Here is a 17,203-nt window from a genome sequence, read left to right as displayed (position 1 = left end):
CCGGTTTTGGACCCACAGGTATACCATGATGCGCGGCATCATGGTATACTGAAAAAAAGCGCCAAAAGGGGGAACCAGAAATGCTCCGCATCACCATCCTGTCTGAAAACACCGCCGTGCGGCACGATCTTGCCGCAGAGGACGGCCTGTCTGTCTTTATTGAGACCGACCGCCACAAGATTTTAATGGACGCCGGCTGGAACGACGTCTTTCTCAGCAATGCCGAAAAGCTGGGCGTCCCGGTGGAAGAAGCGGATACCGCCGTGCTTTCCCACGATCACTACGACCACGGGCAGTCTTTTCCGCTGTTTTTTGAGCGCATGGCCGGGCGCCGCTATCTCTTTTACCTTTCCAGCGACGTGCTGTGGCCCGGTTACCATCGCCGGCCGGATGGGACGCTGACCTCTACCGGCTGCGGTCTTTCGGACGCAGAGCTGATCCGGGCGCGGGTGCCCCACCGCTATGTGGAAAAAAGCGTTTTTCACCCCTTTGCCGACGAGCCGGAGGTGGCGCTGCTCTCCCGCTTTGAAAAACGCTGCGGCTTTGAGCCGATGCTGGATGAGTTTCTCAAGATGAGAGGCGGCGGGCTGGCGCGGGATGAGTTTGACCATGAGCTGGCCATGGCTTTGCCGGTGCAGGACGGTCTGGTGCTGCTCACCGGCTGCGCCCACAGCGGTATCTGCAATATGATCCTGGCAGCGGAGGAACGGCTGGGCCGCCCGGTGACCGCCGTTTTGGGCGGCACTCATTTGAAAGCCAGCGGCCCGGAACGGGCGATGGATACCATCCGCTTTTTCAACGATCGTCCAGCCCTGAAAACAGCCGCGGTCTGCCATTGCACCGGCGCTCCGGCACTGCAGCTTTTTTCTGAACACTGCAAGGCCTATACCCCCTGTGGTGCGGGCACGGTGCTGGAGTGGCGATAGAGAACAAAAAAAGAAAAAACCAGCGGATACGGCGCCTGCGGGCGCCGTTTTTTTGCAGATGTCTGATAGAACTGATTTGCGGCGGAGGAACAGCCCAGTACCATTTCCGGCCGCCCTGTTCCGGGGAAGTTCTGAAAAAACAACCGCGGCAAAGCCCGTTTTCCGGCCATGCACCCGGCTGCCGTGCAAGCGGCGGGGACGGGCCATCAGGATAAGCTGTTTTTTGTTGCGAAGCAAAAAAAATAGTCGCAGCAAAGCGGAGGCTATTTTTGTGGCCATTCCCCGTTCGTCCCGCAGGGACGAGGGGCGGGCCATTAGGATAAGTCGTTTTTTATTGCGGAGCAATAAAAAATAGCCGCAGGCTGTTTTTTAGCAGCCATGCGGCCTGTCCTCAGGCCGCGGCGAATAGAAATGAATTATTTCTTCTACCCATCACCCGGTTACCGCGCGAGTTCGATTACCGCGCGAGCGGTAAAAATGCAGGCCACAGAAATGAAAAACGCGGCCGCGCAGGCGGCCGCATCTTTTTTTATTTTTTCATCTTTGACGCAAGCCGTCCGCCGATCACCATTTGGCCTTGGTCTCGATGACCTTGCCGGCAATATACAGATGCTCCAGCTCTTCGCCCACCAGCACTTGGGGCTGATATTCCGGGTTGAAAGGCTGCAGCACCACGGCGTTGCCCCTACGGATAAACTTTTTCAGGGTGCCCTCGCCGTCGTCGCCGAAAACGATGACGCCCAGGTCGCCGTCCTCCAGCGTCTCCTGCCGGTGCACCAGGGCCAGATCGCCGTCCTGGATGCGGGGCTCCATGCTGCGGCCGCGCACGATCAGATAAAAATAGTTTTCCGGGTCTTTTACCCGGGCGTATTCCACGCCGCAGTCCTCTTCCAGCGCCAAAGCGCCAAAGCCGGCCCGGACCGTCCCCACCACGGGGATGGGATGCTCGCCCGCCGCACTGTAGGGCAGCACCGGGGACGTGTTTTGCTGCGGGGGCTGCCCCAGCAAAAAATCGGCGCTCACGCTGAAAAACTCAGCCAGGCGGCGCAGCATTTCCGGCTCCGGCTGGCTGCGGCCTGTTTCCCATTTGCCCACGGCCTGTTGGGTGATCCCAAGTTCCCGGGCAAGAGCGCCCTGACTTAACTTTTGATCACGGCGCAGTTTGCGCAACACTTCAGGGAACACTGCACGCACCTCCTTGTGGTGATGAATATAGTATACAACTAATGGTTGTGGTTGTAAAGTGAAAAAAGAAAAAACAGGTTGTTAAAACGAAATTTAGTTGTTATAAGTCTTGACAACAACTGCAAGTTGTATTATGATGAAACTACAGAAAAGTCGTTCCGGGCACAGAGCGGCGCGCGGCCCGGTCTTGGCCAGAGGGGGAAGTAAAATGAAAAAATCCTTTTTATTTAATATGCTCGCCATCTTGGCAGGGCTGGCTGGCTTTGCGGCCCTGGGTGGGGTGTCCCTGTCGGTGAGCGCTTCGCTCTACCGCCTGTTTGTGGCGGCGGCGGCATTTTTCGTCAGCCGTCAGCTCTTCGCCGCCGGGTTGGCCGCCCCCGCCAAAAAGCGCGCTCCTCTCCACAACGGCGGCACGGCCTCCGGGCAGCCGCATGCGGCGATGCGCCGCGCAGCCTGACAGGAGGGCGCTTTTCATGGCGGCATGGGAGCTGGAATATCTCCGGCAGCAGTTGGGCGGCGTCCTCTGCCCGCGCCAGATCCAGCGGGCGGTCTGGTACCGGGAGGAAGCGCAGATGCCGATCGAGAGCATTGCCACGGCGCTGGCCTATTTTTACGCTTGATCGGCGTTTTTGGATAAAGTAAAGACGACCCCGCAGCAAAGCGCAGGATTGCGCCGGGCTGCGGGGCCTTTTTACACGGTGAGCAGGCCGGTGCAGAGGCAGCCGGGGCTGCCCGGCCGCAGAGGGCGCTCTGCCGCGGGCGGCAGGAGCGCCGTTCGGAAAGAACGCCGCGGCGGTGTGCGGGGCCGCACGCTTTTCAGGGACCCGCGCAGGCGTTCGTCTGTCCAGCCCGGCGGGCCGTTTTTCCCGTCTCAGCGGCGGCGCAAAGGGCAGCGGGCCCGCCTTGCCGCAGGGTGCTGGCGGCGGCAGGCCGCTGTTTCGGGGAAAAGGGGGAGGAGAGCTCCCTTTCCGACCTTTTTCCGGGAGAAAAGGGAAAGCAGGGACCCAATGGCCGGGACGGTGCGGCGAAAGGGGGGACGCAGGCCCCTCCTGAGCGGTTTCTCACCGGCCTTATCGCTCCGCCCGGCGGCGGGGCATTTTAATTAGAAAAAAGGGGGCGACGGGGTGGACGTCTTTGATAAATTGACCATCCTGACCGACGCGGCGAAGTATGACGTGGCCTGCACTTCTTCAGGGGCGGGGGACACCGCGCCCGCCGGGGCGGGCATGGGCAGCACCGAAAACTGCGGCATCTGTCACACCTGGTCTGCGGACGGGCGCTGTGTCTCGCTGCTGAAAGTGCTGATGACCAATGTCTGCGCCTTTGACTGCAAATACTGTGTCAACCGGCGCAGCAACGATACGCCGCGCGCCGCTTTTACGCCCAAAGAGCTGGCCGACCTCACGATGAGCTTTTACCGGCGCAATTATATCGAGGGGCTGTTTCTCAGCAGCGGGGTGCAGCGCGACCCGGACTACGCCACAGAGCAGATCATCCAGGCGCTGGAGCTGCTGCGCGGCCCCTACCATTTTACAGGCTATATCCACGCCAAGGCCATTCCGGGCGCCGACCCGCTGCTGATCGGCAGGCTGGGGCAGCTGGCGAACCGGCTGAGCGTCAACATCGAGCTGCCCAGCCAGCGCAGCCTTGCCCTGCTGGCGCCTAACAAGACAAAGCAGAATATCCTGGCCCCCATGGCGGCGATCCGGGATGGTATTACAGAAAGTAAACAAAGTCTGGTAAAATACAAAAAAGCGCCAAAATTCGCCCCCGCGGGGCAGAGCACCCAGATGATCGTGGGCGCCACGCTGGAGACCGATTACCAGATCCTGCGGCTCACCGAGGGATTGTATCAGAAATACAGCCTCAAGCGGGTCTTTTTTTCCGCCTATATCCCTGTGGCGGAGGATACGCTGCTGCCCAGCCCGGACACAAAGCCGCCTTTGCTGCGGGAGCATCGGCTCTATCAGGCAGACTGGCTGCTGCGCTATTATCAATTTTCCTCCCAGGAGATCCTGGACGAGGAACACCAGGATTTCAACCCCTTTTTAGACCCCAAGTGCAACTGGGCGATCAATCACATGGAGCTGTTCCCGGTAGAGGTGAACCGCGCTCCCTATGAGATGCTGCTGCGGGTGCCCGGCATCGGGCCGGTAAGCGCCAGGCGCATTGCCCGGGCGCGCCGGGCGGGAAAGCTGGATTGGGACGATCTCAAGCGGATCGGCGTGGTGCTCAAAAGGGCGCAGTACTTTTTGCTCTGCAAGGGCAGGGGGCTGCCCGGCCTGGCGGTCACACGGCAAAACACGGTAAAAGCGCTGATCGACGGCGCGCCGGTGGCACAGGCGGAGCAGCTCTCGCTGTTTGGCACAGAGGATCGCCCCCGCCTGGCGGAGGTAAAGGAGGTCGCGGCCGAATGCCTTGCCAGCGCGATGTGATCTATGTTTATGACGGAGGGCTGGAGGGGATGCTCTGCTGCATCTTTGAAGCTTTTGAAAAAAAAGAGCGGCCGGCTGCTATCCGTCCTGAGCAGGAGCTGCAGCCCAGCCTGTTTGAGGCCCGCTGGGTGGAAACGGATACGGCGCGGGCCAAGCGGGTGGCGCAGGGGCTGGAACAAAAGGTCTCCCCCCGCGCGGCATGGGTGGTGCAGACGCTGTTTTTGACCACTCACCCGGAAAAAGAACTGCTGGCGCTGGATTTTACCCGTCTGGCATTCCAGCGCGGCCGGCAGGTAACGGCCATGATGGGGCATCCGGTCGTCTCCGACGCGGTGTTGACCGCGCGCCGCGCCTTTGGGGAGGCGCACCAGTACAAAGGGCTGCTGCGGTTTTCCGACGTGGGAGGGGTACTGGCAGCGGAAATCGAGCCCAAAAACAATGTCCTGCCCATGATCGCGCCCCACTTTTGCGCCCGCTTTCGCAATGAGTCGTTTTTGATCTACGACAGGGTGCACCACGCCGCCCTGATCTGGCAGGATCGCCAGGCGCAGATGCTCCGGGTGGATGCGCTCACCCTGCCGCCGCCCACTGCGGATGAGCTGCAGGCCCGGCGGCTCTGGCGGCAGTTTTACAAGACCATCGCCATCGAAGCCCGCATCAATCCGCGTTGTCAAATGAGCAATATGCCCAAACGGTACTGGAACCTGCTCACCGAGATGCAGGACGGGGAGGAGGAGCGCGGCGCCCTCGCAGCAGCTGAGGCCGCCGGGGCACAGCGCTTGCGTCCGAGGCCGGAATACGGTACCATAGAGGCAGAAAACGCCGCGGGCGCAGGGGAGACCGTCTCGCCGCGCGGCTGAAGGAGATGGGCGCATGAGTATCGTTAAAAACGAGGCAAAGAACAAGAACCCGGTGATCGCAGCGGTGCGGGAACAGCTGGAGCACAGAGCCGCCTGGCTCTATCTGCTCTGTGACGAGGCGCAGCGGCACGGCTTGACCTGGGAGGACTTCGCCGGCGACGCGGTGCGCCGCTGCGGGCTGTTTCAGGGCAAGGGGCTGACGGAAAAAGCGGGCACCCAAAGCCTGACCGGGCTGAAAAAGACCCTGTTCACCCTGCCCGCGCGCATGGTCTTTGAGATGAAAGTGCTGCGCTGTGACGAGGACCATCTGGATTTGGATTTCGGCTATTGCCCGCTGGTAAAGGCATGGCAAAAGCAGGGGTGCAGCGATGAAGAGATCGCGCGGCTGTGCGACATCGCCATGTGCGGCGACCGGGCCATCGCGGAGAGCTTTGGCTGCCGCCTGGAACTGCCGGAGACCATTGCAAACGGGGCGGACCGCTGTGCGCTGCGCTTTGTGCGCGGCACAGGCGAAAAGACAGAGGAGCAGGGATGAGGCAGGCCCCGGCAGAAGAACGCTTTGCCCACCGCCCGAAAGATGAAATGGAGCGCACCGGGGGAAACGGCTGCACCGGGCGGTAAAAAGGGCGAGGAGCGCGGACTGCGCAGGAAACAGCGGGCGGTTTTGCCGTCTGGGACAGGGCCACTGTGTGATTTCAGCACAAGCTGCCGGGCCAATTCGGTGCGAAAGGGAAGTGTACATCCAATAGCCGGGAGGTTCGCACTCCCCAAAGGAACCTTTTTATGCGCAGAACAGGAGAAAAGAACGGGATTTATACTGTTGGATCGGAAAAAATAGAAAAAATTTAGTGAATGTGTCCAAGCAGGAAAGAAAAAAATGTGCATATTCGCTGTCGCTGCCCGTGAGGGCAGCGTGGATTGAAACTGTGTTTTTGGTAAGCGGTGATGTTGGCCAAATTGGTCGCTGCCCGTGAGGGCAGCGTGGATTGAAACACATAATCAAAACAGCAGACTATTACCGCTTTGGAGTCGCTGCCCGTGAGGGCAGCGTGGATTGAAACCATCAGCCCATCAGCTCCCTGGTCGTATTGTCCATGTCGCTGCCCGTGAGGGCAGCGTGGATTGAAACCGAATCACTCCGCGCGGGCTGTTGTTGTCCAGTACGTCGCTGCCCGTGAGGGCAGCGTGGATTGAAACTAGTCATCACCACCTGTGAAATCTTCCCGTAGGTGTCGCTGCCCGTGAGGGCAGCGTGGATTGAAACGCGTCCAGGCTGCGCCGGCTTTTGACCGATGTGGCAACCGCAGCCAGACCCGTGGGGCCCTGACAGGTCGCCTCTGCCCGCGGTGGTCTGGACGGGTCTGATGCAGCGCCGGCGTTTTTTGCGCCGGCGCATCTATTTTTGCGGCCGCGCTGGGCCAAACTCGCGGCAGCGGCTTTGCGAAGCTCGCACAGGCGGCGCTTCAGCCGCCTGCCGCTCCCCGCTTCCCGGAGCAGATGCGCCCAAAGTGGGGGAACCGCATCCCCGGCATCCTGACCGCGGCGCAGGATTTTTCACTGTTGTCTTTGCTGTGTCGGGCACATTGTTGGGCGGCTTTTATCCGGCCTCTGCGGGCACGGTGAGGCGCGGCGCTTGCCGGGATTGCACGGCCCGGGGTAGGGCGGCTTTGGCGTACGCTGCGGGGAAGATTGAGGGCTGCGGCGCAGCCCTATGCTGCGTTCGCCCGGCCCTCTCTGTCCCATATTCTTCCAGGCCCGCTGCCGAGCCTTGGCGCGTCCGGCCCCGGCGCGCCGGGCTGTGCGCAAAGAGGCCCGGCAGAGCGGAACACCGGAGAAAAACCGCACAACCGGCGATTCTACCGATGGTCGGTTGCGCTTTTGCATCCGGCGCGCTATGCTGAGGTGCAGAGGAGGCAGACGTGATGGACAACGAAAAGTTTGGCGCTTTTGTTGCGCAGCAGCGCCGGGCCCTGGGTCTGACTCAAAAGGAGCTTGCCCGGCAGCTGCATCTCACCGACAAGGCGGTGAGCAAATGGGAGCGCGGCCTGAGCTTTCCCGACATTGCGGTGCTGGAACCGCTGTCCGAGGCCCTGAAAGTGACGGTGGCGGAACTGCTGCGGGGCCGCAGACAGGCGCAGACGGAACTTCCCGGGCAGGAGGAGCTGCAAAGCGCGGTGACCGAGACGCTGCGCCGCTCCCGCGAGGAGATCCTTCTGCGCCGCCGCCGTCATCTGCGGGCCCTTTGGGCGACCGCCGCGCTGGGGCTGCTGCTCTGCTTTGTTTCGGCCTTTGCGGTCTGGCGGTCCTGCGCTGCACCCTATCCCGAGCCCTTTGCCCTGCTGCCCGTCCCCTGCAGCTGGACAGAGGGGGAGACCGAACAGTGGCGGGAAGCCCTGCCAGACCATTCCGCCTACGACCTGGGCCTCAACAACCGGGGCAGGCCCGTTTTTCAGCGCCCGTTCGCGGCGCTGGCTCTGGCCGGGGCCGAGTGCGGCGACGCAGTCGCTTATCTAAAAGCTGCCTGCGGCCTGCCGCCGCTGAGCCGGTGGACCTGGCGCGGCTATAAAAACTACGCCTGGCAGCTGGGAGAGGCAGAGCCGCGGGTCCAGAGGCAAGGCCAGCTGCTCACGAAGATACTGGACCTGTATGAAAACAGCTTTGAATAAGGGCACAGCACCAGTAGGACCGGGCAAAATGCTTTGCTGCGCTGCACAGCCGGGCCGTGGATTTGCCCCTGAAGCGGGCCGGCGCGTGCACCCGCCCTGCCGCAAAGCGCCCTTTCCCTGTCGCGGCGTTACGGGCGGCAGGCAGATGAAGCGCGTTTTTTCTGCGCGGGCGAAGACCGCTTTCCGCCGCGGGAGGTCCGGGGCGGGGGCGGCAAGCGGCGGACACAGACTCCCGGCGGCGGATCTGCACCCTGCTGAAAGTTCTGCCCGTCCCGCAGCCGGGTCCCTGACAGCCGGGTCCGGGACAAAGCGGCTGGCGGCGCTGCTGAAAAAAGCGGATGCATGCGCTTTGCTGCTTCCGCGCACAGCTGAGGCTGCCGGCAAAGCCACCCTTTGAAAATCACCGGCGCTTTATTCCGGCGTATTCCACACAAATACATCGGTTATTGCCTGCGGGCTTTTGCTTTATCTGCCGAAAAAATTGCACCCGTTTTCTGCGGAGCTTTGTCTGTCAGCAGCCCCGCAGAGATAGAAAAGTCCCCTTTTTCAGGGGATTTTTTTGTGAGATGTTTCCTTGACAGCGGAGGCAGGGGCCGCTATCATGAAGAAAATGAAAAAACGACAGTCCGGCCAACGTTTTTCCCTGCAGCGCAGCGGCGGAGAGGCAGAAGCGCCGGAGCAGCTCGTTTTTGGCGCGGACCATAAGAGCGGACCGCACAGCGCCGCGCGGCGGTGAGAAAGAGAGGCAGAGCATGCAAAAAAAATTTGTGTCGAAAAGGTACGAAAACGGACATCCCACCATGCTGGGGGATCTGGGCCCCAAGGCGGCTGCTTATGAGGACCTGATCAATTTCAGCATCGGCGACCCGGACCTGAAGACGGACGACCGCATCATCGAGGCGGCTTTCGAGGACGCCAGGGCGGGTTATACCCATTACACCGATCCCCGCGGCATGCGGGAATTGCGGGATGCCATCCGCGCCTTTTATAAAGAGGAATTCGATTTTGAGGTGGCGGATGAGGAGGTGGCCGTCACCACCAGCGCCTGCCAGGGCATGTGGGCGGTGATGCAGGCAGTGCTGGACGAGGGAGACGAGGTCATTGTGCCCGAACCCTATTTCAGCCCCTATAAGGACCAGATCGAGATGGCGGGCGGCGTGCTGGTGCCGCTGCCCACCTGTGAGGAGGAAAACTTCGAGGTCAACGTCCACCGCATTGAGCCGCTGATCACCCCGCGCACCAAGGCCATCCTGTTCAACACCCCCAACAACCCCACCGGCTGCTGCTTTGACCGGGCGGCGCTGGAGGTCATCGCCGACGTGGCCAAGCGCCACGACCTGCTGGTCATTGCGGACGACATCTATACCATTTTCAGCTATGCGGGCCCCTTTATCCCCATCGGCACACTGCCCGGCATGGCGCAGCGCACCGTCACCGTGCGCTCGTTCAGCAAAGACTACTGCATGACGGGCTGGCGCATCGGCTATGTCATCGCCCCGCCGCAGATCGTGGAGGCGCTGCAGCTGGTGGGGGAGAGCAACGTCTACTCGGCCCCCAGCATCTCGCAGCGGGCGGGCATCGCGGCGTTCCGGCTGCGGCGCGAAGTGCAGCCCGCCATTGTGGAGGAATTCCGCCGCCGCACCGAGGCTGCCTGCGCGGCCATCGGCGAGTTCGCCTATCTGTCGGTGCTGCCGCCCCAGGGCAGCATCTACCTGTTCGTCAACATCAAGCGCACCGGCCTGACCAGCCGCGAGTTTGCGGCCCAGCTGCTGGAGCGCTATCACATCCTGGTGGTGCCGGGCAACGCGTTCGGTACCAGCGGCGAGGGATATGTGCGGCTGGCCCTGACCCTGGGCGTGGACCGCATCCGGGAGGCTTTTGACCGCCTGCCCAAAGACCGTTTTTGAGGGCGGCCATGAAAAGAGAAAAAGTCGGCATCATCGGGGCCGGGCACGTGGGCAGCCATATAGCCAGCGCCCTGTCGCTGTACGGCCTGTGCGGTGAGATCGTGCTGATAGATCGCGACGCTGACAAAGCGCGGGCCCAGGCCATCGATCTGGCGGACCCGGCGGTCTATTTTCCACGGCCGGTGAAGATCGCGGCGGGCAGTTATCAGGATCTGGCGGACGCCGCGGTGGTGGTCATGGCGGCCTGCGACGGCATTTTGGAAGAGGACCGGCTGCTGGAACTGGACAGCACGGTGCGGGTGACACAGGAGATCCTGCCGCGCCTTACAAGCAGCGGGTTTTCCGGCATCGTGGTCTCGGTCACAAATCCCTGCGACATCATCGCCCAGTATCTGGCGGCGGGGAGCGGCCTGACCGTGATCGGCACCGGCACGGCGCTGGACTCCGCCCGGCTGCGGCTGCGCATTGCCGAAGCGGCGGGCGTGGCCCCCGCTTCGGTGGAGGCCTATTGCCTGGGCGAGCACGGGGACAGCCAGGTCGCGGCTCTTTCATCCGCGGTCATCGGTGGTCGTCCGGCGCGGGAGCTCTGCTCTGCGGCGGCCCTGGCCGGGGCGGCCCGCAGCACGGTGACGGCGGGGTGGGACATCGCCGGCCCCAAGGGCAGCACTGAGTTCGGCATCGGCTCTGCGGCAGCCGCGCTCTGTGCGGCCATCCTGCGTGACGAGCGGCGGGTGATCCCCTGCAGCGCCATGCTGGAGGGGGAGTACGGCGACTCCGGCGTATACGCCAGCCTGCCGCGGGTGATCGGGGCGGCGGGGGTGCTGCGCACCCTGACGCCGGAACTGGATGCCGCGGAGCGGGAGGGATTTGCGCACAGCTGCGCGGTGCTGCGCGCAAACTGCCGCCGCGCCGGGCTGAGCGTCTGAGCGGCTTGCCCACCGGGGGAAGAAAAGCGAAACGGAGAAGCGGGACCGCAGCGATCGCCCGGCCGTGTTTTCAGGGGGAGAGCGGCCTTTCTGCGGCGCGGCGGCAGCCCTCCCCCGCCTTTCGCTTTTTATCATTTGCTCCGCACCTTAAAAAAGCCGGGCGGTGCGGCACAAGACAGAATGTAAGGAGGAGCTCTGCATGAAAAAATTTTGGGCTGAGTTCAAAGAATTCGCCACCCGCGGCAATGTGATGGATATGGCGGTGGGCGTGATCATCGGCGGGGCATTCAGCAAGATCATCACCTCGCTGGTGGGGGACGTCATCATGCCGGCTGTCTCGCTGCTCACCGGCCGCATCAACTTCACCGATTGGGCGGTCCGCATCCCGTCGGCCGCCGCGGAGGGCGGCGTGATCTCGATCAGCTATGGTCTGTTTTTGCAGAATATCGTCGATTTTGTCATCACGGCGCTCTGTATCTTTTTACTGGTCAAGGCGATGAACCTGCTTCGCCGCCGCAAAGCCCAGCAGCCGCCTGCGGAGCCCGAGGCCCCGGTCCTGACGGCGGACCAGCAGCTGCTGACCGAGATCCGGGATCTGCTGGCTGCCCGGCAGGAAGATCGGTAACCGCCGGCCCGCAGGGCCGCCTCGAGGGTGAGGGGCGGAGAAAAAATAAAAGGGGCTGTGGCTAAAGCCGGATCCGGACAAGGAAACAAGAGTCGAGCCATACGATTTTGGCGCAGCGCAGGTTCAAACCCGCGGGGCAATCCATACAGGATCGCACTCTTGGTTTTCGCTCGCGCTGCATCCAAAATCGTGGGGCTCGGCCGCGCAGCGCCGCAAAGGCGACAATTGGGGATGCAGTGCAAGGCAAACCACCGCAGGCATCCTGTATGGCTGGCAAATGTGGTTTCAAAAGCGCTTTGCCATGTTTTGCAAGGCCCGGCTTTGCCGGGCCGGCCGCTTTCCATCAGCGTGGGCTGCGCTGAGGGCCGGCTCCGCAATGCGCCTCAATTGCTCCCTTTGCGGTCATGTTTCCTTATTCAGATCCGGCTAAAGCCGGGCGGCTGTGTGAAGCCCAGTGCGCGCAGGTCTTTGCTGTTCCACTGAGCGCCGCCATAAAAGCGAATACCCGGCAAGGGATCTCCCTTGCCGGGGTATTGCGATAGCCCCCCTAAAACGCCGCCTTGGTGTGGGAGGCGCCGGCGGCCGCGCCGGTGCGAAGCCCTCTTCCCGGGGACGTTCTGGGGCAAAAACGGCAACGGAGCCCCGGTTCTCACCCGCCCGACCGCGGCCGTTTTCTCAGCGGCGCCCGCAGCGCTGGGCCGGGCCTGCCGGGCAAAACGGGCCTTGATTTTGGTTCTATCAAAAAAGTCCGGCAAGGGGTTCCCCTTGCCGGACTTTTTCTGTCTGATAAAAGCACTTTTTGTGAAAAAAGGCCTCACTGCACGTCAAAGAGCAGGTCGTGGATCGCCCGCACCACGTCGGCACAGGTGAAACGGGCCACCCCGATGGCGTCCAGCATGCGGTCGGTCTCGGTTTTGGTGGCGTCGATATAGCGGAACTCCGCTCTGCCCACCGCCGCGGCAAACAGGGCCGTCTCTTCGGCGGTGTTGGCCGGGTCGTTCTCCTCCCGTTTCAGCAGCTGCAGCGTGGCCGCCACGGCCTGCTGCTTTGTGAATACCGCGTTCGCGGCTTCTTCCTGAAACTCCAGTACGGCTGTCAGCTGGCGCATCTTTCTCCGTCCTTTCCGCCTCACCCAAGAGGTCTACAAATAGTATTATTTCGACGAGATCGACCGATTATTCCCCTGAGACCGCGCGGCGGGCGTGAAAAACAGCGGCAAAAGGGGGAAACAGCGCTTTCACGGCGCAAAAGAGGGGAGCCGCCGTCTTTATCTGTTGCGCACCATCAGATTTTTGCCCCCCGAGGGCAGGGGCTCGTACTTGGTCTCAAACCGGCCGGTGGCCTCGATCAGCTTGTGCAGGCGGGAGTAGCCGTAGTTGCGGCTGTCAAAGTCGGCGTACATCCGCCCCAGCATCACGCCCACCTGGCTCAGAAGCATCCAACCGTCCTCGTCGCAGTCGTGGTCGATCAGGCTGGCGATGGTGGCCACGATCTGGGACAGCGGCACGATGGCGGTCTCCAGCTCGTCCTCCTCCGGCTCAGGGGGCGCGGGCGGTTCCGGCTCCGGCTGCGGCTCGGGGCGTCTGCCGGCTTTGGCCGGTTCTTTCTCCCGGGCCTTGGGCGCTTTTTTTGCTTTTTCGGTTTTTTCCTGCTTCTCGGACTGCTTTTTCTCCGGCTTTTCCGCCGGCAGGCCGCCCGCCTCCGCCTCGGTCTTGGTGCCCAGCAGTACCTCCAGATATTTGAAGGTGTCGCAGGCGGCCTTGAACGCCGTGGGGGTCTTGGTCTCGCCCATCCCGATGACGAACATGCGGCTCTCCCGCAGCCGGGACGCCAGCTTGGTAAAGTCGCTGTCCGACGAGACCAGACAGAAACCGTCCACATTGCCGGCGTAAAGGATATCCATGGCGTCGATGATCATGGCGCTGTCGCTGGCGTTTTTGCCCTGGGTGTAGCTGAACTGCTGGATGGGGGTGAGGTTGTGTTCCAGCAGCACCCGCTTCCAGTTGGCCATGTCGTTGCTGGTCCAGTCCCCATAAATGCGCTTGTAGGCCGGGGTGCCGTATACCGCCACCTCGTCCACAATGGCTTTGATATATTTGGGGGAGACGTTTTCGGCGTCGATGAGCAGCGCGATGACCTTGCCGTTGTCCTGCACAGGCTCCGCCCTCCTTTTTTTCTTTGTTGTCCTTATTGTACCACAAAGCGGGCGCCGCAGTACGGCGGGACGAAAAAAATGTTGAAATCCGTGCGGCGCTGTGCTATAATGCCGGGTATCAACAACGGCGTTGATCGCGGGGCAGACCCCGCGGTCGCGCCGTTGTTTTTTGTTTTGCCCCGCTGCCGGTCCGGCGCGGCGGCACAAAAGGCGCGCCCGCGCCAGCCAGGAGGTAATGAAAATGACGCCCTATCCCGCCCATGTGGAGATCGATCTGTCAAAGTTTGCGCCCGACCTGCCCGAGGAGAAGCTCGAGGTGAAATACGGGCTGCCGCGGCAGGTGCGCTTTTGCAAAAAATGTGTCATGAGCAACCAGAAGCCCAATTCCTGCTACGAGTTCGAACACACCGCCCAAAGCGTCAAAAAAAGCATGCACATCGCCCCGGACGGCGTCTGCGATGCCTGTGTGGCCTGTGCGGACAAGGTGGGCAGGATCGACTGGGACGACCGGGAGCGCCAGCTGGAAGAGCTGTGCGCCCGATACCGCCGCACCGACGGCGGCTATGACTGCCTGGTGCCCGGCTCCGGCGGCAAGGACAGCTTTTACGCCGCCCACCTGCTGAAGTACAAATACGGCATGCACCCGCTTACCGTCACCTGGGCGCCGCATCTTTACACCCCCTGGGGCTGGGAGAATTTTCAGGCCTGGGTCCACGCGGGCTTTGACAATTATCTGTGCACGCCCAACGGGCGCACCCACAGGCTGCTGACCCGCCTTGCCACCGAAAACCTGTTTCACCCGTTCCAGCCCTTTATCCTGGGGCAGAAGCAGCTGGCGCCAAAGATGGCGGCGAAGTTCGGCATCCCGCTGGTGTTTTACGGCGAGAACGAGGCCGAGTTCGGCAACCCGCTGGCGGATAACGAGTCGGCCCTGCGGGACGAGCGCTTTTTCGCCACCAACGACAGGGACCACATCTACCTGGGCGGCGTCTCGCTGCAGCAGCTGGAGGAAGATTTCAAGGTCGACCCGTCCGATCTTGCCATCTACCTGCCCAGCGAGACCAGCGATATCGAAAAAAATCACATCCAGGTACACTACCTGGGCTATTATGTCAAGTGGCACCCGCAGGGGGCGTATTACTACGCGGTGGAGCAGGGCGGCTTCAAGCCCAGCCCCGAGCGCACGGTGGGCACCTACTCCAAATACAACTCCATCGACGACAAGATCGACGACTTTTTTTATTACACCACCTACATCAAATACGGCATCGGCCGCGCCACCTACGACGCCGCGCAGGAGATCCGCAACGGGGAGATCACCCGGGAGGAGGGCGTGGCGCTGGTGAAAAAGTTCGACGGCGAGTTTCCGGCCCGGTTCGCGGACGAGATCTTCCGCTATCTGTCGCTGGATGAGAGGAATTTCCCCGACGCGCGGCGCTGTTTTGAACACCCGGAGATGGACCTTGCCTATTTTATGGAGCTGGCCGACCGCTTTCGCTCGCCCCACCTGTGGATGCGGCAGGACGGCTGCTGGAAACTGCGCCACACCCCCTATGAGGGCGCGTCGGCGTGCGGGTGGGGCGCGCCGGAGGAACTGCCGCCCCGCGGATAGGGCGCTCAAAACGGCGCGGGAAAGGAGAGGACGAGGATGGCAAAAGCGGAAAAGATCCGCCTGATCGCCCGGCTGGAGGTCAAAAACGATCAGCTGGTAAAGGGCGTCCAACTGGAGGGGCTGCGCAAACTGGGCGATCCGCACGACTTTGCCCGGGCGTACTATGAGGCGGGCATCGACGAGATCCTGTATCTGGACATCGTGGCCAGCCTTTACGAGCGCAACAACCTGTCGCAGATCGTGCGGCGCACCACCGGCGACGTGTTCATCCCCATCACGGTGGGCGGCGGGCTGCGCAGCGTGGAGGACGTGCACAAAATTTTGCAGCAGGGCGCCGACAAGGCCGCCATCAACACCGCGGCCATCAAGGACCCCTCCATCATCACCCGGGTGGCCGAGGCCTACGGCAGCCAGTGCATGGTATTATCCATCCAGGCCAAACGCCGCCGAGACGGCTCCGGCTGGGAGGCCTATTATGACAATGGGCGCGAGCACTCGGGCCTGGACGCGGTGGAATGGGCAAAGCGGGGCGTCGCTCTGGGCGCGGGCGAGATCTTGCTGACCAGTGTGGACAGCGAGGGCCTGGGCCGGGGCATGGACCGGGAGCTGATCCGCGCCGTGGCCGGGGCGGTGAACGTGCCGGTGATCGCGGCGGGCGGTGCGGCCGGCCCGGAGGACGTGGCCCTGGCCGCGGAGGACGGCGCTTGCGCGGTGGCCCTTTCCAGCCTGCTGCATTATAAAAGGATGGGGGTCGGGCAGCTGAAAGCCGCGCTGGCCGCCCGCGGCGTGGGGGTGAGAAGATGAAGCGCGTGACCCTGATCGATTACGGCCTGTCCAACCTGCTCAGCGTCCAGCGGGCTTTCGAGCACTTTGGGGCAAAGGTGGAGATCGCCCGCAGCCCCGCGGCGGTACTTGGGGCGCAGGCGCTGGTGCTGCCCGGCGTGGGGGCTTTCCGGGACGGTATGGCCGGGCTGGAACAGCTGGGACTGACCGTCCCCATCCGGCAAAAGGCCGCTGCGGGCACGCCGCTGCTGGGCATTTGCCTGGGCATGCAGATGCTGTTTGACGAGAGCGAGGAGTTCGGCCGCTGGCAGGGCCTGGGCCTGATCCCGGGCCGGGTGGTGAAGCTGCCAGAGCGGAACGCCGCGGGCGGGCTTCAGCGGGTGCCCCAGGTGGGGTGGAACGGCCTGCTGCCTCCGCAGGGAAAAACGGATTTTGCAGACAGCCTGCTGCGGGCGGTGCGGCCGGGCGGCGAGGTCTATTTTGTCCACAGCTACGAGGCGAAGCCCGCCCGCCCGCAGGACCGGCTGGCGGAGGTGCTGTACGGGGGACGGCGTGTCTGCGCGGCGGCCCGCAGCGGCAGCGTCACCGGCTGCCAGTTCCACCCGGAAAAAAGCGGAGAGGTGGGGCTTTCCATCATACGGCAGTTTCTGGAGGACGGAGAGGGATAGAAAAAAGCGCGGCCTACACAGGGCGCGGCCCGCTTTGGGGCGGCCGGCGGCGGCAGTAAGGGCAGGGGCAGGCGGGGGCGGCGAGAGCCGCCGCTTTGTCGCAGGGCAGCGGTGATCGCCGTCCGCCCCGGCAGCCCGCGCCGGTCCGGCAGCACGATGTCACAGCGCTGCGCGGCTGGAACGTCCTGTCCGCCCCGGCAGCTGCTTTTGCGGGCGCTGTTTCAGGCGGCGGGGCTTTTCGGCGCGGGTCCGCAAACTCCCCGCCCCTCCAGACAGCGCTCTGCCCAGGCGGCCGCAGCGCGGGGGCGGTTTTTTTCTCCGGCCCGTTTTGGCGGCGGCGGGAACGCGCCGGGCCCGCCTGCTTGGCCGCTGCTTTTCCCCAAAGAGGGTGCATACCGGCGGCGGGACTGGGGGCCGCCCGGACGGCAGCAGGGGGAGACCTGAATGGCCACACA

16 protein-coding genes and 1 CRISPR repeat array are annotated in these 17,203 nt (G+C 62.9%); of the genes, 13 read left to right on the top strand and 3 right to left on the bottom strand.

The window, feature by feature from the left end; translation table 11 throughout:
- Positions 1–80: 80 nt before the first annotated feature.
- Positions 81–926 (top strand): MBL fold metallo-hydrolase, encoded by an 846-nt coding sequence (locus H8S23_RS04585; RefSeq protein WP_186887104.1) that lies wholly within the window; start codon positions 81–83, stop codon positions 924–926.
- Between the two features lie 564 nt (positions 927–1,490).
- Here the strand turns inward: H8S23_RS04585 and H8S23_RS04580 are convergent.
- Positions 1,491–2,111 carry a S24 family peptidase gene (locus H8S23_RS04580; protein WP_186887103.1) on the bottom strand — a complete coding sequence of 207 codons (621 nt, stop codon included), beginning with the start codon at positions 2,109–2,111 and terminating at the stop codon, positions 1,491–1,493.
- Positions 2,112–2,319: 208 nt separating this feature from the next.
- On the opposite strand from H8S23_RS04580, the gene H8S23_RS04575 reads away from it, so the two are divergent.
- The 9 genes from H8S23_RS04575 to mscL all read left to right on the top strand — a co-directional run bounded on the left by H8S23_RS04575 (position 2,320) and on the right by mscL (position 11,530).
- Positions 2,320–2,568: a hypothetical protein gene (locus H8S23_RS04575; RefSeq protein WP_186887102.1), complete on the top strand. Its 249-nt coding sequence runs from the start codon at positions 2,320–2,322 to the stop codon at positions 2,566–2,568.
- A gap of 16 nt (positions 2,569–2,584) precedes the next feature.
- Entirely contained in the window at positions 2,585–2,731 is a 147-nt protein-coding gene (locus H8S23_RS04570) for a hypothetical protein (RefSeq protein ID WP_186887101.1), read from the top strand.
- Positions 2,732–3,235: 504 nt separating this feature from the next.
- Positions 3,236–4,546, top strand: a complete 1,311-nt coding sequence (locus tag H8S23_RS04565; protein WP_186887100.1) for a putative DNA modification/repair radical SAM protein — start codon at positions 3,236–3,238, stop codon at positions 4,544–4,546.
- Positions 4,525–5,406, top strand: coding sequence for a TIGR03915 family putative DNA repair protein (locus H8S23_RS04560; protein WP_186887099.1), 882 nt, complete (start codon positions 4,525–4,527; stop codon positions 5,404–5,406). The genes H8S23_RS04565 and H8S23_RS04560 overlap by 22 nt, the downstream gene beginning before the upstream one ends.
- Before the next feature lie 13 nt (positions 5,407–5,419).
- On the top strand, positions 5,420–5,941 hold the full coding sequence (locus H8S23_RS04555; RefSeq protein WP_186887098.1) for an L-2-amino-thiazoline-4-carboxylic acid hydrolase: 522 nt from the start codon (positions 5,420–5,422) through the stop codon (positions 5,939–5,941).
- Positions 5,942–6,298: 357 nt separating this feature from the next.
- Positions 6,299–6,670: direct repeats of the CRISPR family, unit length 33 nt; unit sequence GTCGCTGCCCGTGAGGGCAGCGTGGATTGAAAC.
- 658 nt (positions 6,671–7,328) lie between these two features.
- Positions 7,329–8,072, top strand: a complete 744-nt coding sequence (locus H8S23_RS04550; protein WP_186887097.1) for a helix-turn-helix domain-containing protein — start codon at positions 7,329–7,331, stop codon at positions 8,070–8,072.
- A gap of 752 nt (positions 8,073–8,824) precedes the next feature.
- Positions 8,825–9,979, top strand: coding sequence for an aminotransferase class I/II-fold pyridoxal phosphate-dependent enzyme (locus tag H8S23_RS04545; RefSeq protein ID WP_186887096.1), 1,155 nt, complete (start codon positions 8,825–8,827; stop codon positions 9,977–9,979).
- 8 nt (positions 9,980–9,987) lie between these two features.
- The gene (locus H8S23_RS04540) at positions 9,988–10,905 is read left to right on the top strand and encodes a lactate/malate family dehydrogenase (RefSeq protein ID WP_186887095.1); all 918 of its coding nucleotides are present in this window, start codon (positions 9,988–9,990) and stop codon (positions 10,903–10,905) included.
- Between the two features lie 199 nt (positions 10,906–11,104).
- Complete coding sequence (mscL, locus tag H8S23_RS04535; protein ID WP_186887094.1) at positions 11,105–11,530, top strand: large-conductance mechanosensitive channel protein MscL; 426 nt, start codon at positions 11,105–11,107, stop codon at positions 11,528–11,530.
- 814 nt (positions 11,531–12,344) lie between these two features.
- On the opposite strand, the gene H8S23_RS04530 is transcribed toward mscL, so the two are convergent.
- Positions 12,345–12,638 carry a hypothetical protein gene (locus H8S23_RS04530; protein ID WP_186887093.1) on the bottom strand — a complete coding sequence of 98 codons (294 nt, stop codon included), beginning with the start codon at positions 12,636–12,638 and terminating at the stop codon, positions 12,345–12,347.
- Positions 12,639–12,797: 159 nt separating this feature from the next.
- Entirely contained in the window at positions 12,798–13,685 is an 888-nt protein-coding gene (locus H8S23_RS04525) for an NYN domain-containing protein (RefSeq protein WP_186887092.1), read from the bottom strand.
- 241 nt (positions 13,686–13,926) lie between these two features.
- On the opposite strand from H8S23_RS04525, the gene H8S23_RS04520 reads away from it, so the two are divergent.
- Genes H8S23_RS04520 through hisH form a run of 3 tightly spaced genes read left to right on the top strand, consistent with a single transcriptional unit; the run spans position 13,927 to position 16,748 of the window.
- On the top strand, positions 13,927–15,297 hold the full coding sequence (locus H8S23_RS04520) for an N-acetyl sugar amidotransferase (protein WP_186887091.1): 1,371 nt from the start codon (positions 13,927–13,929) through the stop codon (positions 15,295–15,297).
- Between the two features lie 36 nt (positions 15,298–15,333).
- The gene (gene hisF / locus H8S23_RS04515; RefSeq protein WP_186887090.1) at positions 15,334–16,101 is read left to right on the top strand and encodes an imidazole glycerol phosphate synthase subunit HisF; all 768 of its coding nucleotides are present in this window, start codon (positions 15,334–15,336) and stop codon (positions 16,099–16,101) included.
- Positions 16,098–16,748, top strand: coding sequence for an imidazole glycerol phosphate synthase subunit HisH (gene hisH, locus H8S23_RS04510; RefSeq protein ID WP_186887089.1), 651 nt, complete (start codon positions 16,098–16,100; stop codon positions 16,746–16,748). Before hisF ends, hisH begins: the two co-directional genes overlap by 4 nt.
- The last annotated feature ends 455 nt before the right edge of the window (positions 16,749–17,203 follow it).

Source organism: Anaerofilum hominis, from assembly GCF_014287275.1.
GTDB classification, from domain to species: domain Bacteria; phylum Bacillota; class Clostridia; order Oscillospirales; family Ruminococcaceae; genus Pygmaiobacter; species Pygmaiobacter hominis.
This window is presented reverse-complemented; position numbering and strand designations above follow the sequence as displayed.

What these genes read in the sequence shown, in the direction of transcription:
- H8S23_RS04570 (WP_186887101.1), top strand. Translation starts at nt 2,585, where the DNA reads ATGGCGGCATGGGAGCTGGAATATCTCCGGCAGCAGTTGGGCGGCGTC.
- hisH (WP_186887089.1), top strand. Translation starts at nt 16,098, where the DNA reads ATGAAGCGCGTGACCCTGATCGATTACGGCCTGTCCAACCTGCTCAGC.
- H8S23_RS04540 (WP_186887095.1), top strand. Translation starts at nt 9,988, where the DNA reads ATGAAAAGAGAAAAAGTCGGCATCATCGGGGCCGGGCACGTGGGCAGC.
- H8S23_RS04575 (WP_186887102.1), top strand. Translation starts at nt 2,320, where the DNA reads ATGAAAAAATCCTTTTTATTTAATATGCTCGCCATCTTGGCAGGGCTG.
- hisF (WP_186887090.1), top strand. Translation starts at nt 15,334, where the DNA reads ATGGCAAAAGCGGAAAAGATCCGCCTGATCGCCCGGCTGGAGGTCAAA.
- H8S23_RS04550 (WP_186887097.1), top strand. Translation starts at nt 7,329, where the DNA reads ATGGACAACGAAAAGTTTGGCGCTTTTGTTGCGCAGCAGCGCCGGGCC.
- H8S23_RS04585 (WP_186887104.1), top strand. Translation starts at nt 81, where the DNA reads ATGCTCCGCATCACCATCCTGTCTGAAAACACCGCCGTGCGGCACGAT.
- H8S23_RS04555 (WP_186887098.1), top strand. Translation starts at nt 5,420, where the DNA reads ATGAGTATCGTTAAAAACGAGGCAAAGAACAAGAACCCGGTGATCGCA.
- mscL (WP_186887094.1), top strand. Translation starts at nt 11,105, where the DNA reads ATGAAAAAATTTTGGGCTGAGTTCAAAGAATTCGCCACCCGCGGCAAT.
- H8S23_RS04520 (WP_186887091.1), top strand. Translation starts at nt 13,927, where the DNA reads ATGACGCCCTATCCCGCCCATGTGGAGATCGATCTGTCAAAGTTTGCG.
- H8S23_RS04545 (WP_186887096.1), top strand. Translation starts at nt 8,825, where the DNA reads ATGCAAAAAAAATTTGTGTCGAAAAGGTACGAAAACGGACATCCCACC.
- H8S23_RS04560 (WP_186887099.1), top strand. Translation starts at nt 4,525, where the DNA reads ATGCCTTGCCAGCGCGATGTGATCTATGTTTATGACGGAGGGCTGGAG.
- H8S23_RS04530 (WP_186887093.1), bottom strand. Translation starts at nt 12,638, where the DNA reads ATGCGCCAGCTGACAGCCGTACTGGAGTTTCAGGAAGAAGCCGCGAAC.